Source organism: Ruegeria sp. BB1 (genome assembly GCF_056539465.1).
In genome coordinates this window covers 105,695-119,821 of record NZ_JBQFVB010000004.1, presented here as the reverse complement: position 1 = coordinate 119,821, position 14,127 = coordinate 105,695, and the positions used below count along the sequence as shown (strand labels likewise).

Sequence of the window (14,127 nt, the reverse complement as noted above, 5' to 3'; positions counted from 1 at the left end):
GGTCACTCCGTAGGTTCGCCCCAGCGGTCTTTCAGATGCTTGATGATCTGATCGCGGGTCTGTCGGTAGTGATGTAGCTTTTGTTCGCGATTCTCGCCCAGTCCAGTAGGGTCCATTATTGGCCAATAATCGACATCCAGATGAAAAACCCGTGTCAATTCCAGCGCCTGACGCTGACTGGCGGGCGACAGAGCCACGACCAGGTCGAAGGAACTAAGATCGTCGCCCCATTCCTGCATCTCATCAAAGGACCGCGAGCGATGCCGGGACAGCTCGACGCCGATCTCGTGACAAACGGAAATGCAAAACCCGTCAATCTCAAGGTCGTTATGGACGCCAGCAGACTGTACATAGGTGCCGGTACCATAGAATTTCTTCATGATACCTTCGGCCATCGGAGACCGGACCGAGTTGTGGTCGCAACAAAATAGGACCGACTGCGGCAAAGGCTTCACGCGTCAGCCCCCAAAATGCAACACGCAAATCAGCGTGAACAGACGGCGGGCGGTGTCTGTGTCAATATCCGCCTTTCCTTCCAGCCGCTCCTGCAACACGCGGCTGCCTTCGTTGTGAATTCCGCGCCGGGCCATATCGATGGTTTCGATCTGGCTGGGTGGCAGGTTCTTGACCGCATTGAAATAGCTTTCGCAGATCTGAAAATAGTCTTTGACCACCTGCTTGAACGGGCCAAGCGAAAGGTGGAACTCGGCGGCTTTTTCCTCGGCCTCGGTGGCGATGTCAAAGACCAGACGTTTTTCACGGATCGACAGTTGCACGTGATACGGCCCGTCCGGCACCGTGCGCCCATCCCGTTGAGGAAGGGTAAAACTGTTGTCTTCCAGCAGATCATAGATGGCGACCTTGCGCTCTTGCTCAATCTCGGGGGTCGGCGGCGGCAGGTTTCGATCATCCAGTTCGATATGTGAAATGCGGGTCATGTCGCGTGTGGTCCGTTCAGTTCAGCACAGACCTATAGCAATGGTTTTCATTGAGCAACGCACAGAAACGCCATGTGCCATAGGTCTTTGCGTCAATTCAGCCCATTGAGGCGGGCGGTCACCGACAGACCGTGCGCCTCAAGGCTTTCGGATTGCGCCAGTTGTTCCGCCGCAGGGCCAATGGCGCGCAGCGCGTCGGGCGTCATCTGGCTGAGCGTGGTACGTTTTAGAAAATCCATCACGCTGAGACCGGATGAGAACCTGGCCGAACGCGCGGTGGGCAGCACGTGATTTGGGCCACCAACATAATCACCGATGGCCTCGGGCGTGTACTGGCCCAGGAAAATCGCACCCGCATGGATGGTTTTTTCACTCAGCCCGACCGGATCAGCGACGCACAGCTCCAGATGCTCGGGCGCAATGCGATTGGACAGGGCGGCGGCCTCATCCAAATCGCGCACGGTGATTATTGCCCCAAAGTCGCGCCAGCTGGCCCCTGCGATGACGCGGCGTTGCAAGGTTTCAAGTCGCTTCTCAACCGCTTGCGCCACTGCCTGCCCAAAGGCGGCATCATCGGTGATCAGGATCGACTGGGCGCTTTCGTCATGTTCGGCCTGGCTGAGCAGATCCAACGCGATCCAATCGGGGTCATTGTCCTTGTCCGCGATCACGAGGATTTCAGATGGACCGGCAATCATGTCGATCCCGACCTTGCCGAACACTCGGCGCTTGGCCGCCGCGACAAAGGCATTGCCCGGGCCAGTGATCTTGTCCACTGGCGCGATGGATGTGGTGCCATAGGCCAGCGCTGCAATCGCCTGCGCGCCACCGATGCGATAGATTTCGTCGACTCCGGAAAGCCGCGCGGCCAACAGGACCAGTGGATTCACCTGCCCGTCTGGCGTTGGCACCGTAATAGCCAACCGCTGAACCCCCGCCACCTTGGCCGGAATTGCATTCATCAGAACTGACGAGGGGTACGAGGCCAACCCGCCCGGCACATAAAGCCCGGCTGCCGACACCGCCGACCAGCGCCAACCCAGTGTCGCCCCGGCTTCGTCGGTCCATTGATGATCCTCAGGCATCTGTTTTTCGTGATAGGCGCGGATGCGCTCGGCGGCCAGTTCCAGCGCAGCGCGGTCCGTATCCGAAACCTGCGCAACCGCAGTGTCGATTTCTTCTGCGGAAAAGGTCAAAGTAACGGGCGTCAGGTCAAGCCGATCGAACTTGGCGGTCAACTCTATCACAGCCGCGTCGCCCCGGCTGCGCACATCATCGATGATTTGCGCTACGGTGGCGTCTACGTCCGGGCTGTCCTCGCGCTTGGCCGACAACAGCGCTTGAAAGGCGGATTCGAACTCGGACGACGTGGTATCAAGGAAAACGGGCATGATCAGGCACTCCGGGGCGTTTGATGGGGACATATCGCCGGGATGAGTTGGCCTCAACCCTTAGTCCTTTGAGTGCAGCGATTTGCGCATCGCGAAACAGGACACGTCGCCACGCGCGCCACATTGCCCGGTGGCCTGCCAGCCGTGCCGCCGGTAAAAGTCCTGCGCGGTTTTTGTCGCCTCTAGTCTGGCATCGAATTGACCTGAGGCAATCAGGTCTTTCTCAAGCCGGTGCAGCAGGACGGTCCCGATGCCATGACCAGTGTGATCCGGGTCAATGTACAGCAGCGTGATTTCGTCGTCGCGCAAACCGCCCACGGCGGCAACCTGCCCTGCATGTTCGGCCAGCCATATGTGCGCACCCGCCACGATCCAACCCCGGATGGATGCAGGGTCCTTGTTTGCGGTCCAATGCGCGATGGCCTGTGGGTCGCCCCGATGATCCGCGACACAAAGCTGGGTGATCGATCGGATCAACACCCGACTCAGATCGAACACATCAAAAACGGTTGCGCGGCGCAGGGATACTCCAGCTGGAATCTGCGAGAATGCCTGTGAAATGCCGCGCTTGTTCTGCATTTATTCGGGGTGATGCGGCGCCTGACCCGAAGGGGCCTTGTACGGCCGCGTCACATCCTTGAGCGTGGCGTCCAGTGCTTCGACCTTCAGCCGGATGGCGCCATCCCCTGCCAGCGTCAGCAAAACCTGACCCGCCCCGTCCTCGCCTGCCTCAAAATCAATCGACAGCAGGGACATCACCATGTCCTTGTCGCTGCGGTCGATGCCCTGACTGGCCACCGACAGCACCGAATCGAACACCAGAACCGCCTGAACCCGCTCAAACGGACGATCACGGCGTGTCGCGGCATCCTTATCTTCCCACCGAAAACGGTTCAGCAGCAGGCCGAACCGGCGCTGCGAGGGCTGCCATGTTATCTCGGTTACAGGAAATACCGCATCCTGCGCCAGGGTCGAGATCACCTGCAGATCCTCTGCATCCTCGGCACCCAGATTCAGAGGGGCCTCGCGCCCGTCGTGGAAACTTGCGTCTGTCATTGGCCCTTGATCCGTTCTATTTTTGCACCCACGCCTTCCAGCTTGCGCACCACATGCTCATATCCGCGGTCCAGATGATAGACCCGGCTGACCGTAGTTTCGCCCTCAGCTGCCAGACCCGCCAGAATCAACGAGACTGAGGCCCGCAGATCCGTTGCCATCACCGGCGCACCTTTCAGCTGATCCACACCTGTAACAGTGGCCGTGCCGCCATGCACTTCGATATTCGCGCCCATACGCACTAGTTCAGGGGCGTGCATAAAGCGATTCTCGAAGATGCGTTCTTCCAATACCGCGGTGCCTTCGGCCGTACACATCAACGCCATCATCTGCGCCTGCAGGTCAGTCGGAAACCCCGGAAAAGGCTCGGTCACCACATCCACCGAGGTCACGCGCCCGTTCTTGCGCGCCACTTTCAGACCCTTTTCGGTTTGCGTGACGCTGACACCCGCCGCGTCAAGCTTGGCAGCAAAGGAGTTAACCAGCGACATGCGACCGCCCAGCAACTCTACTTCACCACCGCAAATGGCCGGGGCCAGCATATAGGTGCCCAGCTCAATCCGATCGGTCACAACCTGGTGGGTTGCACCGTGCAAGCGATCAACGCCCTGAATCTCGATGGTCGAGGTCCCCTCGCCCGAGATTTGTGCGCCCATCTTGCGCAGGCATTCAACCAGGTCGACGATCTCAGGCTCGCGCGCGGCATTCTTCAGAACCGTGGTGCCCTTGGCCAAGGTGGCCGCCATGACGATGTTTTCGGTCGCGCCCACGGATGCAAAACGCATCTCGTGGACTGCGCCTTTCAACCCGCCGGATGCTTTGGCGTGCAGATAGCCGTCCTTCAGCTCGATCTCAGCGCCCAGCGCCTCAAGCCCCTCAACGTGCAGGTCCATGGGTCGCGCGCCAATCGCACAACCGCCAGGCAGCGAAACCACCGCCTGCCCCAACCGCGCCAGCATCGGACCCAACACCAAATTGGACGCACGCATCTTGCGCACGATTTCATAATCCGCAGTGTGGCTGGTCAGATCATGACTCGACATCGCGATCACCTGCCCGTCCTGCAGCGACGACACCTCAGCCCCCAAAGACTGCAGCAATTGTGTCATGGTCTTGATGTCGCTCAGCCGCGGCGCATTGGTCAGCGTCAGCGGTTCTTCGCTCAGCAAGGTTGCGGGCATCAGCGTCAAACACGCGTTCTTGGCCCCCGCAATCGGTATCTGACCGTTCAGCGGCCCATTGCCCGTCACCAGAATCGAATCCATCTGCTCTTATCCCTCGTCCTTTTCGGCATCGTTATCCGAGCTTGCGCGCGCCTTGGCCTGCGCCTTGCGCCGCGCCATATTCGCCTTCAGCGCCGCCTTCAGCCGCTCTTCCCGAGCGTCCGCGGATTTGCCATGTTTTTTGGGTGTATTTCTATCTGCCATAATCTTTCTCTACAGGAGGTGAAAAAAACCGTCCAGAGACCCTTGCGCCCTGTTTCGTTTGCGTCTAATCACCCGCCCACAGCGCTGCTGTAGCTCAGAGGTAGAGCACTCCCTTGGTAAGGGAGAGGTCGAGAGTTCAATTCTCTCCAGCAGCACCATAAAATCAAAGGCTTATAGAATTGTCGGCGTGCCCCCACAGGGGATAGGCGACCACATGGGGGCCATCGCACGGGATTCCTCATCCGATGGCTACGTTGCGCCGATTGGCTTGAGCATTCGATGATAGGCTGCACCTAACTGACGAACCCACCCCCCGGCCTACCCCCTCAGTCAGCCCTGCGTGTGCTATTGAGGCTCGCCGACTTTGCGGGCATGATTTTCAAAGGACCATCCTCTCTTAAGTAAAGCTCTAGGTGTTCTTTGAAGGCTGTCGAATTGGGGGTTCGGGACGAATGCCCGCTTCAGCCCGACAGGGGACGTTCACACAAGGCGGAGCTACGTCCGAGGTGCGGACCGAGCCGCCATCCACTTAGCACAAGGCAATGACCGCTCTTAGTCCAAAGCGGACACCAAGATGTATTGCGCTAAGTAAGCGCGTACAAAACGCAAAGCTGACCTTAGGCAATTTCTTTGAAATCACAATTGATTTTGCTGCGAATGACTCAGCAAAAAGGCAAAGATCTAGTGTCAGATTTTGATTCAGCTGCTTTTCTCAATAGTGTCGGAAAGCAGAAAATTATTGATCGCAAGTCGCCAATCATTAGGGTCAAGGTTGCAGAATGAAACTCTTGTATCTCCTTCACGGTCACGTAACCCATCAACTTTACTGGCGATCACATTGCGCTTCGCGGCAAGCGCTTCGTCCAGCACAAGTCCATAAGCCTCCCAACGCGAGGGAATCGCAATGATATCGACGGCTTGATAAGCTTCTGCCGGATCTTTGGCGTGACCCCGAAATTCGATGCGCGGGTCACCCTCAGCCAACGCCTCAAGGTATGACCTTTGACTGCCTTCGCCAAAGATCAACAAGCGCGCGCCTGGCGTTCGGGTTGACCGAAAGCCTTGGATCAGGATGTCGAAGCCTTTCTGCTGCTCGAGCCGCCCGATGGCGCCAATTGTGGTCTTTGACTTGGGAGGCATCGTCTTTCGTGACAACTGCTCAAGATCAACGGCCGGAGGAATGACGGCCAGTTTTTCTGAAGCAGCTAGGCGTCGTTCTTGCATCCAGTCCGCCTGCGCATGGCTGACCGCCACCAACTGATCGAAGAAGGAATAGATCACCCGTAGCATCGCAAAAAACCGACGTTTGTGAGGGACATTCAGGGTGGTGAATGCCCGGGTGTAACTGTGTTCGACATGGACAAGTCGAGTATTAACATGCATTGCGCGAAGGGCCGAGAACGCGGGCAGGCTTCTCCAACTTGGTACGACGTGGGACACGATGACATCCGCATCCAGTTTGCCCCAAGAAAACGCGGTCCTTTTGACCTTCAACACCTTTTGCTCGATCGCGCCGGAAAGATCTGACTGCGCCAAAAGATGGTCGAGCATTCGCATCACGCCGCCCGCTGTCGTGTCGTCTACCAGGTGGAGGACCTTTTTCTGTTCCATGATGATGCCTCTCTCAAATCGATTGCAGTTTGGATTTCATTTGCCTCAGCCGGGTGATCGGGCCGGGTCCAAACGTTTTCAACACAAGTGCCGCGGCGAAGGTGCTGAACGACTTCACAGGTTCCTCAAGCACCGGGCGGAGGCTTTCCTGGACGCTTCGCGCAAACAACTCCCAAGCTGTGTCCCGTTCGAGGTTGGTGATGGCCCGCCGTGCCAGATAGCGTAGCTGATAGGCCCGCGCTGAGTGTTCGTGCTGGGCAAAGAACTCAGGGTTAATCGGGCGCAACTTCGCGACCAACCGCTCCCACGCCTCCAACTGCCGGTCCAAAGCCGCTGACAGCCCGCCTGCATTGATCCGGTAATAGGTTAATAGCCCCGGAACGCCTTCGATCTGCCAATCGGTCGTCAACATCAGCCGCATCCAGCATTCTATATCTTCGGACTGCCTGAACGTCTCATCGAAGACCCAATCCCGCTCGATCTCAAAACTCGGGCGGTAGGCCAGAGCCTCCAGTACCGACTTTCGAACAACGGCCGCCGATCCATTGCCGATTGGATTGCGGTTCAGAACATGGGCTGAGGTCACATCCTTCAGGCGGGGTGCTTGTTTGATCCCCATCATGAACCCCGCCTCGTCGATCAAGGCACTGCCGGAGAAACTAACTCCCACATCCGGTTCGGCCTTGAGATGGTGAATATGAGCCGCCAGCTTCTCGGGCATCCACAGATCGTCGGCGTCGCAAAAGCCGATGAACGTACCCCGCGCGGCAGCGATGCCAGTATTTCTGGCCCCCGCCAGCCCACGATTGGCCTGCCCGACAAGTCGTACGCGCGGGTCGCCTTGGTGCGCGCGGGCAATCTCAGAGGTCGCGTCCTGCGATCCATCGTCGACGATGATGATTTCGAAATCGTCATAGGTTTGCGCCTGCAGTGAGGCGAGCGTTTCGACCAAGGTTGCTTCGGCATTGTAGGCGGGTACGACGATGGATGCTGTGGGCATGGTGATCTCCTTCAGAACTCTTAAGAAAACAACGCGCGTTTGATCGCTTGCGGGAGGATCGGGGCCAGCGCGGCCCCTGCGGCGGTAGGCAGTCCTCGGCGCAGGGGCAGCAGGAAACTGCGCGCATGCAGGCTCAAGCCTTTGCGTGTGTAAGACAGGGCCTGACCCTGATGCCCCAACCGCAGCGCCCGGCGGGCAAGATAGCGCAAATAGACGGCCTCGGACGACCGCAACGGGAACACGCCAAAAGACGCAGCCGTTTTCACCGCATAAGCCCGCCCAGCGCGCATTGCGTTCAGGTCCGAGGACAAGCTCCCGGCTCTGGTGCGATACCAGACCTGGAACTGATTGACCCCATTGACGGTAAACCCCTTGCCTACGAGGCGGATTAACAGCTCCAAATCTTCGTTATGCACCGTTCTCGTGTCCAACCCGCCAATGGCGTTGAAGACCTCGCGACGGATCGAAAGATTCGACATGGTGCAGACGGGATTCTCAGCCAACAGGTCCTGAATGTTCAGTGGTGCGCTAGGAACGGTCGAGCATGTCTGAGAATCTCCGAGCTGATCGGCGAAGAACCCGATCTGCCCAAAAACAGCATCCGTCGAAGAGGATTGAAAGGCTTCGTTAAGCTGCGCCAGCTTGTCCTTGTGCCACAGATCGTCTGCATCACAGAACGCCAGCATGTCTCCCTTGGCCAGTTCGGCCCCATAGTTGCGGGCGGCACTTGGGCCATCGAAGGGGCTGCTTGCGACCCGGATACGGGGGTCTTGGGCGATGTGATCTAGCACGATGGACAGGCACGCCTTCGAGGGACGGTCGCCGACGCAGATCGCCTCCCATTCCGTGAAGCTTTGCGCGCGAATGCTGGTCAGCGTTTCAGCAATTGTGTCCGCATCGGTGTGAAACGGCACGATGATGGTAAAGCGGGTCATTGGAAGCCGAACCTCTCTGTTGTCTTTTGATCCCGAGGCAGCAGCACCCAAGAGGCGATCAACATGAGGGCAGCACTGGTCATCAGGTATCCCATCGCCACCGGCATCAGCCCGAACGGGGCCATGATCGCGGTGTTGAGGATCAATGCGAATGCAAGGGCCGTGCTGACTCGTAGCTCGGTGATCGCGCGGTTCTCGGACCGCAGCCAGCCGGCCACGGCGGACCAGATGACGCTGGGCAATGCGGCAAGGCACAAGACCGAGACCACCGGTGAAATCTGCTGCCACTCAGCACCCAGCAGCAGCGGCACGTAGACCGGCGCAAGGGCGGCTTGCAGCAAAACCAGCGGGGACAGTACCAGGAGGGACGTACCGAGCCCATGACGCAACGCCTTGGTCTTGTCCGGGGCTGCGCAAAGATGTGGGAAAAGAACGACTGAAAAGGCCTGCGTGAACGATGTCGCCAAGCCGAGCCCAGCGTTGAAGGCCATGAAGTAGATGCCAAGGCTCTCGGCCCCCAGCATCGCGCCGACGACAAGCTTGTCGGCCTGCAAACGCAGAACTTTGACAACCTCAACCCCCAAAACGGCCCAGCCGAAGCCAACAAACGGGCGAAGGGCGGCAAACCCACGCTTCGGGTTTGATGCCCAGGGACGTAGACGGCGCATCAGAACCAGCCAAATCGGGGCGGCCAGCAATCGGGGCAGAACCAAAGCCAGCGGCGAGGCCCAGAGCAGCGCCAGTAGCGCGGCCATAACATTTGCGCCAACCACCTGCCCTCCGGCAACAGCGGCTGTCTTTTGTAGCTTGCCCTCACGCATCGCAAGCGCGGCCTGCACCAGGCCGGCGGGCATGAACAGGTACTCTCCGGCCAGAATAGCGAGCAGCAGCGCCAGGGTCTGGTGCCCTATCGCATAGAGGGCAATGGCGATAGTCACCTGCAGCAAAAACAGCGCCCCGCACCAGACCCAGAAGATACGATGCGCGGTGTTGCAGCGCTGTTCCAGCTCGGACTGCGGGGCTTGGATGATCCTCTGCCCCACGCCGTTCTCGGTTAGCGCCTTTAGGATATCCCCTGCCGCGAGGGCAGCGGCAGCCAGCCCTATTGCCTCGGGGCTGAGGGTGCGGGCCACAACCACGACCACCGCAAGACGTGAGGCTTTTGCCGCCACTTCGGACGCCGCATAGGCTAGCAGGTGCCGCAGGAAACTGGAATGTGCCAATCGCTGAGTCATGTCGCCAAGTGTCCAAAAACTGTATTGGGATCAGTTCTAATTGGCCGCGACATCCCTGTCCCAGACGCGGGCGGACAGCCAGACGAACCATCGGGCGAGCGACCTATCCGATTGGGATAAACGGCAATCCCGATGCCGGTCTGACGCACATCAAGACACTGCTGTAGCTGTGGATGCAGTTCAGGAGAGTTCAAAATGAAACGACATTTCAAAGTTTTGGTTTTAGGGGCCGTCAGCGCGATTGCTCTGTCGGGTTGCAGCAGCATGAAGACCCCGCGCAACATCGAACCCGTTGCAAAAGGCGAAAGCTATCAGGCGCAGTACCGTGCCCCATCACGGCGCCGGGCAAATGCGCCCTTGCTGCAAGCGGAACATTTGAACGGGCGCGCCTGTATGCCTCCGACCGGGGATCAGGGCACAAACGCCTTTGCCAAATGGTCTAAACCCGCGCTTAGCCCTCTGCTGGGCGAGAAACTTTCGCGCAATGATATGGTGCAGATCACCATCGACGGGGATGAGCTTCTCAGCGACACCTATGTTGTGTCCCGCGATGGCGACCTGAAGCTGCCGTACCTGCCGCCGGTGCGCGCGCAGGGCAGAACGACCGAGCAGGTCGAGCGAGACGTGGCCCGAGTTCTGGTAGCCGCACAGTTCTACGACAGTACCCCGCGCGTCACGGCGCGCATCAGCGATTTCGCCTCGGTCACTGTTGGCGTGAAAGGCGCGGTGTTTGAACCCCATTCGGTCGAGATCGGAGGCATCCCCGGCGACGCGCTGGATCGAGGGCGTCAGGGCGTACTGGGTGCCTCGACCGAGGCGCGCAACCTCTCGGTCGCCATTCGCGCCTCCGGAGGTGTGCGCCCGGATGCGGATCTGTCAGCGGTTGAGCTGCACCGGCAGGGCACGATCTACCGGATGGACCTGCGCGGGGTGTTCGAAGGCTCGGATCCGACCGACATCATGCTGCTGACCGGGGATCAGATCGTGGTCAACAGCCGAGGGTGTTTCCAGGATGATTTGATGCGTCCCAGCCCGATCAGCCCGCCCGGCGTAACGCTTTATATGTCCAACCTCACGCAACCTGCCACCGGCAACGCAGAGTCGGCCATTGGACGAGACGTGCGTGAGGTACCCTATGGGACGCGCTACCTGCAGGCCGTAGTCGATACCAATTGCGTCGGTGGGGCCAAAACCACCAATGCCAATCGCAGCGCGGTCCTGTTCACCCGCAACCCGATGACCGGGAACTCGATCGTCATTGAACGCAATATCGAAAAGCTGCTGCGACGTGGGGATCGCGATGACTATGACCCCTATGTTCTGCCAGGAGATGCGATTGCATGCTACGACAGTAAGGTGACCGGCCTGACCGAGGTCGCCCGCGCGGTTGGCATCGTCGGCGCAGCGGCACTGCTGGCGCCCTAAGTCAATCCCTAGCGGGCGATGATTTCGCCCGCTCCCAAGCAGTGGAGACTGCAGCGAGTTTGTTAGTGATGTCTTTGTGTTCTTTGGCTGCAGTCTCTACCGCAACTAACGCCGCTCGAAACTCTTCCACGCCGAAGGTTGCTGCACTCCCAGCCAGTTTGTGACAGGCCTGAGCGATTTGATTTAAATCTGTCTGGTCAAATGCCCCGGTTTCTAGCTGTTCAACCAATTCATCCCCTTCGGCAATGAACTTGGCATGCAGGCGGGCAAAGACTTCAGGGCCGAGGCTGACTTTCAACTCCGCTAACGGATCTGGCTGCGCATGTTCCGAAATCTGCCCGTCGGTGCGCATGACCACAGAAAGCGCCCTGCGCAGGGCATTCAGCGAGATCGGTTTGCCAATGAAAGCCGTCATACCGGCGGCGCGAAAGGTCTCAACCGCATCTGGCAGGACATTGGCCGACACAGCGATAATCGGCACATCGGTCGACTGCCCCCGACCGCCACGAATATGGCGCGCAGCGGTTGGCCCATCCATCACTGGCATGCTGATATCCATCAGGATCGCGTCAAACCTCTGACTGCTGGCCTTGTCGACGCCAACCTGCCCGTTCTCCGCCGTAGTTACACGGTGACCGTCCAGCGCCAACATGTTGCAGATGACCTCGAGGTTGATCTCGTTGTCTTCGACCACCAACAAGTTCAGCGGGAGAGTGGTCTCGGTATTGATCTGAGCAGCTTCTAGCAGTTGGTCGCGCGCTGACGGCTGCAACGGTATCCGCAGCCAAAAAACGCTTCCTTCGCCCAATGTGCTTTCCGCCCCCACCTCACCACTCATGGCCTGCGCGAACCTGCGGGCAATTCCCAGGCCAAGCCCGGTCCCTCCGACCGTGCGACCGATAGAGGGATCGCTGGTGTAGAAGTCATCAAAAATGGCGCCGATCTCATCCTCGGCGATGCCAGCCCCGCTGTCGATCACACGCACTTCGTAGACATGTGCCTTACCCTGACCGGAAGGTTCACATCTTTCGACCTCGATCGACACACGGCCATTTTCGGTAAACTTGATCGCATTACCCACAAGGTTCAGCAGAATTTGCCGCAACCTTTGCGCGTCAGTCGCGACATGCGGATAGGCTCCGCCCACCCATTGCCACGAGATTGAATTGCCGCGCGAGGCCGCATTGCCGCTTTGACCATCCACAAGGTCCTGCAACATCGCGTTCAGGTCGGTTGGCTCGTGCGCGACAGACAGCTTGCCGGCCTCGAACCGAGCAATATCCAGCACCGCATCCACATGATTTTGCAGAACCTGGCCCGAGATCTCCATGTTGCGGACAAACTGAGACTGCTGTTTGGTCGTGCGTGTATTCTTGAGAAGGGTGAGGTTGCCCAGCAACCCGTTCAACGGGGTTCTGATCTCATGACTCATAACAGTCAGAAAATCCGACTTGGCCTTTTCCCCGGCAAGGGCACGGTCGCGGGCCGAGACAAGCTCTTTCTGATCCGCAACGCTTTGTGAGATATCGCGGACGAAACCGATAACAATTTCCTCGTCCCCGGCCTGAGCGGATTGCAAAGCGAGTTCGACGGGAAAAACATCGCCATTCCTGCGCAACGCCTCAAGCTGAACGCGACCCTTGCCAACCACGTGGCGGTCGCCCCCGCTCTGCATCCGCTCCATGCCTTCATCATGCGCCGCGCGTAGATGCGCAGGCACAATCAAGTCGCCGATCGAATGCCCTTTGGCCTCATCTTCGGAATACCCGAAAATCGCCTGTGCAGCTGGGTTGAACTCCAGCACTTCACCGGCGGCGTTCACCACGATAACGGCATCCAATGAGGTAGAAAGGATCGTATTCATGCGCTGGTTGGCCTGCTGGATTGCCCCACCGCGTCGATCTGCCTTGCGATTGACCACCAGGAGATAGACGCTGACCGCGGTCAGCGTCAGAAACAATCCCCCGGACAAAACGGCCAGTTGAAACAGGCTGAGCGCGGTTTCTTCACGGCGCTGATCCGACTGGCTTGCAAAGTACGAGATCGCCGAGACCGAAAGCTCTCGCACTTTTTGAGCGATCCCTTGCGCGCCGTCATAGAGAACCGGCAGCTCCGCCTTCAACCCAGGATCCTCAGCATCGATTGTAGGCACCGAGACCTCCAGATATGCGGAGACGTCGTTCAGAGGTTCAGCGAATTTCGGGTCGCTTCGCAGCGTTTCAAACAGACGCGAGGTGTCTAGAATATCGATTCGGCTGTAAAAAAGATCGAAACGGCGCCGGACAAGGTCCAGGTTTTCTGTGCTTGGCTCTGCGTCCGATACACCCGCCTCAAGCGCGTTGAGGTAGAACAGGAACTCGACCTCGACCTGCGTCAGCGTCCATTGCACGTTATCTGTTCGGGCTGACTGCCGGTCGCGCAGGTCGGATATCACCTTGACGGAAAGCAACACGACCAAAGCAAGGGCACCCAAAACGGCGATACCGAGGAGCCCGAAAGCCCACCGGCGCCGCGAGTGGTATTGGAAATTTCTTGTCAAAGTCTAGCCCGTATCACCCACTTCATACTGTGTTGTAACCCCACGCTATTTAACGATTTCCAACCTGTCGAGTTGCCAAATGCTGCGAGAGTAAATCACCTCGGTCTGGTACTTGGTATCACTGTCATAGGGATATACGATCCATAGCGGACCTTTCTGCCGCCGGGACATCGCCGCGCCATCCATCTCATAGGCGACAATCGGGTCCTGCGCCGATATTGAGCCCACAGGTATCTCAACCGCGTAGTCGTTGATCGCCGTTGCCCGGATCGTAGCACCCTCTGCTCCGATCTGTTCCAGCAACACAGAGAGGGGAACGCCGACAAAGCTGGTCTCGCCTTCAGTCCAGATCGTCGAGGTTTCAAAGCTGCGCTGCGGTAGCGCCTGCAACATTTCCATATCGAACTGCGCCGTCCCGTCGGGGCCGGTCTGTGCGATGTTGCCCGAAACGGTCAGGACGACTTCTCCTTTCGGAGTTCCCAAGTCTTCGGCTTGCGCAGGCGTCAGGCAAATGGTGAACGCCGCTGTGAGAATCGCATAAAACAGGCGCATCTCGGTCTCCATTTTTGT

14 protein-coding genes and 1 tRNA gene are annotated in these 14,127 nt (G+C 58.6%); 2 read left to right on the top strand and 13 right to left on the bottom strand.

What is annotated here, in order from left to right; translation table 11 throughout:
• Nucleotides 1-2: 2 nt before the first annotated feature.
• From ACR0AL_RS11465 to ACR0AL_RS11435, 7 genes are all read right to left on the bottom strand, one after another.
• On the bottom strand, nt 3-455 hold the full coding sequence (locus ACR0AL_RS11465; RefSeq protein ID WP_170350218.1) for an arsenate-mycothiol transferase ArsC: 453 nt from the start codon (nt 453-455) through the stop codon (nt 3-5).
• 3 nt (nt 456-458) lie between these two features.
• Entirely contained in the window at nt 459-938 is a 480-nt protein-coding gene (locus ACR0AL_RS11460) for a UPF0262 family protein (RefSeq protein WP_480663097.1), read from the bottom strand.
• A gap of 92 nt (nt 939-1,030) precedes the next feature.
• A complete protein-coding gene (hisD, locus tag ACR0AL_RS11455; RefSeq protein ID WP_480663095.1) occupies nt 1,031-2,329 on the bottom strand; it encodes a histidinol dehydrogenase in 1,299 nt (432 codons plus the stop codon).
• A gap of 60 nt (nt 2,330-2,389) precedes the next feature.
• On the bottom strand, nt 2,390-2,908 hold the full coding sequence (locus ACR0AL_RS11450) for a GNAT family N-acetyltransferase (RefSeq protein WP_480663093.1): 519 nt from the start codon (nt 2,906-2,908) through the stop codon (nt 2,390-2,392).
• Nucleotides 2,909-3,385, bottom strand: a complete 477-nt coding sequence (locus ACR0AL_RS11445) for a DUF2948 family protein (RefSeq protein WP_170359514.1) — start codon at nt 3,383-3,385, stop codon at nt 2,909-2,911.
• A complete protein-coding gene (gene murA / locus ACR0AL_RS11440; protein WP_170350213.1) occupies nt 3,382-4,650 on the bottom strand; it encodes a UDP-N-acetylglucosamine 1-carboxyvinyltransferase in 1,269 nt (422 codons plus the stop codon). The genes ACR0AL_RS11445 and murA overlap by 4 nt, the downstream gene beginning before the upstream one ends.
• Before the next feature lie 6 nt (nt 4,651-4,656).
• Nucleotides 4,657-4,812, bottom strand: coding sequence for a hypothetical protein (locus ACR0AL_RS11435; protein WP_170350212.1), 156 nt, complete (start codon nt 4,810-4,812; stop codon nt 4,657-4,659).
• Between the two features lie 83 nt (nt 4,813-4,895).
• Between ACR0AL_RS11435 and ACR0AL_RS11430 the strand changes: the two genes are divergently transcribed.
• Nucleotides 4,896-4,970: transfer RNA gene (locus ACR0AL_RS11430), tRNA-Thr, on the top strand.
• Between the two features lie 541 nt (nt 4,971-5,511).
• Here the strand turns inward: ACR0AL_RS11430 and ACR0AL_RS11425 are convergent.
• Genes ACR0AL_RS11425 through ACR0AL_RS11410 form a run of 4 tightly spaced genes read right to left on the bottom strand, consistent with a single transcriptional unit; the run spans nt 5,512 to nt 9,593 of the window.
• Complete coding sequence (locus tag ACR0AL_RS11425) at nt 5,512-6,423, bottom strand: glycosyltransferase family 4 protein (protein ID WP_480663091.1); 912 nt, start codon at nt 6,421-6,423, stop codon at nt 5,512-5,514.
• A 13-nt stretch (nt 6,424-6,436) separates the two neighbouring features.
• On the bottom strand, nt 6,437-7,423 hold the full coding sequence (locus ACR0AL_RS11420) for a glycosyltransferase family 2 protein (RefSeq protein ID WP_480663089.1): 987 nt from the start codon (nt 7,421-7,423) through the stop codon (nt 6,437-6,439).
• Nucleotides 7,424-7,443: 20 nt separating this feature from the next.
• Nucleotides 7,444-8,358, bottom strand: a complete 915-nt coding sequence (locus ACR0AL_RS11415; protein ID WP_480663087.1) for a glycosyltransferase family 2 protein — start codon at nt 8,356-8,358, stop codon at nt 7,444-7,446.
• Nucleotides 8,355-9,593, bottom strand: coding sequence for an oligosaccharide flippase family protein (locus ACR0AL_RS11410; RefSeq protein ID WP_480663085.1), 1,239 nt, complete (start codon nt 9,591-9,593; stop codon nt 8,355-8,357). The genes ACR0AL_RS11415 and ACR0AL_RS11410 overlap by 4 nt, the downstream gene beginning before the upstream one ends.
• Nucleotides 9,594-9,788: 195 nt before the next feature.
• Here ACR0AL_RS11410 and ACR0AL_RS11405 point away from each other — a divergent pair, with 195 nt between their 5' ends.
• Nucleotides 9,789-11,018, top strand: a complete 1,230-nt coding sequence (locus ACR0AL_RS11405; RefSeq protein WP_425081578.1) for a polysaccharide biosynthesis/export family protein — start codon at nt 9,789-9,791, stop codon at nt 11,016-11,018.
• A 1-nt stretch (nt 11,019) separates the two neighbouring features.
• Here ACR0AL_RS11405 and ACR0AL_RS11400 read toward each other — a convergent pair whose 3' ends face one another.
• Nucleotides 11,020-13,470, bottom strand: a complete 2,451-nt coding sequence (locus ACR0AL_RS11400; protein WP_480663249.1) for an ATP-binding protein — start codon at nt 13,468-13,470, stop codon at nt 11,020-11,022.
• A gap of 132 nt (nt 13,471-13,602) precedes the next feature.
• Nucleotides 13,603-14,109 carry a putative pterin-binding protein gene (locus tag ACR0AL_RS11395; RefSeq protein WP_170350205.1) on the bottom strand — a complete coding sequence of 169 codons (507 nt, stop codon included), beginning with the start codon at nt 14,107-14,109 and terminating at the stop codon, nt 13,603-13,605.
• Nucleotides 14,110-14,127: the final 18 nt, after the last annotated feature.

Coding starts and splice junctions, on each gene's coding strand:
- ACR0AL_RS11460 (WP_480663097.1), bottom strand. CDS start 938: ATGACCCGCATTTCACATATCGAACTGGATGATCGAAACCTGCCGCCG.
- hisD (WP_480663095.1), bottom strand. CDS start 2,329: ATGCCCGTTTTCCTTGATACCACGTCGTCCGAGTTCGAATCCGCCTTT.
- ACR0AL_RS11450 (WP_480663093.1), bottom strand. CDS start 2,908: ATGCAGAACAAGCGCGGCATTTCACAGGCATTCTCGCAGATTCCAGCT.
- ACR0AL_RS11445 (WP_170359514.1), bottom strand. CDS start 3,385: ATGACAGACGCAAGTTTCCACGACGGGCGCGAGGCCCCTCTGAATCTG.
- murA (WP_170350213.1), bottom strand. CDS start 4,650: ATGGATTCGATTCTGGTGACGGGCAATGGGCCGCTGAACGGTCAGATA.
- ACR0AL_RS11435 (WP_170350212.1), bottom strand. CDS start 4,812: ATGGCAGATAGAAATACACCCAAAAAACATGGCAAATCCGCGGACGCT.
- ACR0AL_RS11425 (WP_480663091.1), bottom strand. CDS start 6,423: ATGGAACAGAAAAAGGTCCTCCACCTGGTAGACGACACGACAGCGGGC.
- ACR0AL_RS11420 (WP_480663089.1), bottom strand. CDS start 7,423: ATGCCCACAGCATCCATCGTCGTACCCGCCTACAATGCCGAAGCAACC.
- ACR0AL_RS11415 (WP_480663087.1), bottom strand. CDS start 8,358: ATGACCCGCTTTACCATCATCGTGCCGTTTCACACCGATGCGGACACA.
- ACR0AL_RS11410 (WP_480663085.1), bottom strand. CDS start 9,593: ATGACTCAGCGATTGGCACATTCCAGTTTCCTGCGGCACCTGCTAGCC.
- ACR0AL_RS11405 (WP_425081578.1), top strand. CDS start 9,789: ATGAAACGACATTTCAAAGTTTTGGTTTTAGGGGCCGTCAGCGCGATT.
- ACR0AL_RS11395 (WP_170350205.1), bottom strand. CDS start 14,109: ATGCGCCTGTTTTATGCGATTCTCACAGCGGCGTTCACCATTTGCCTG.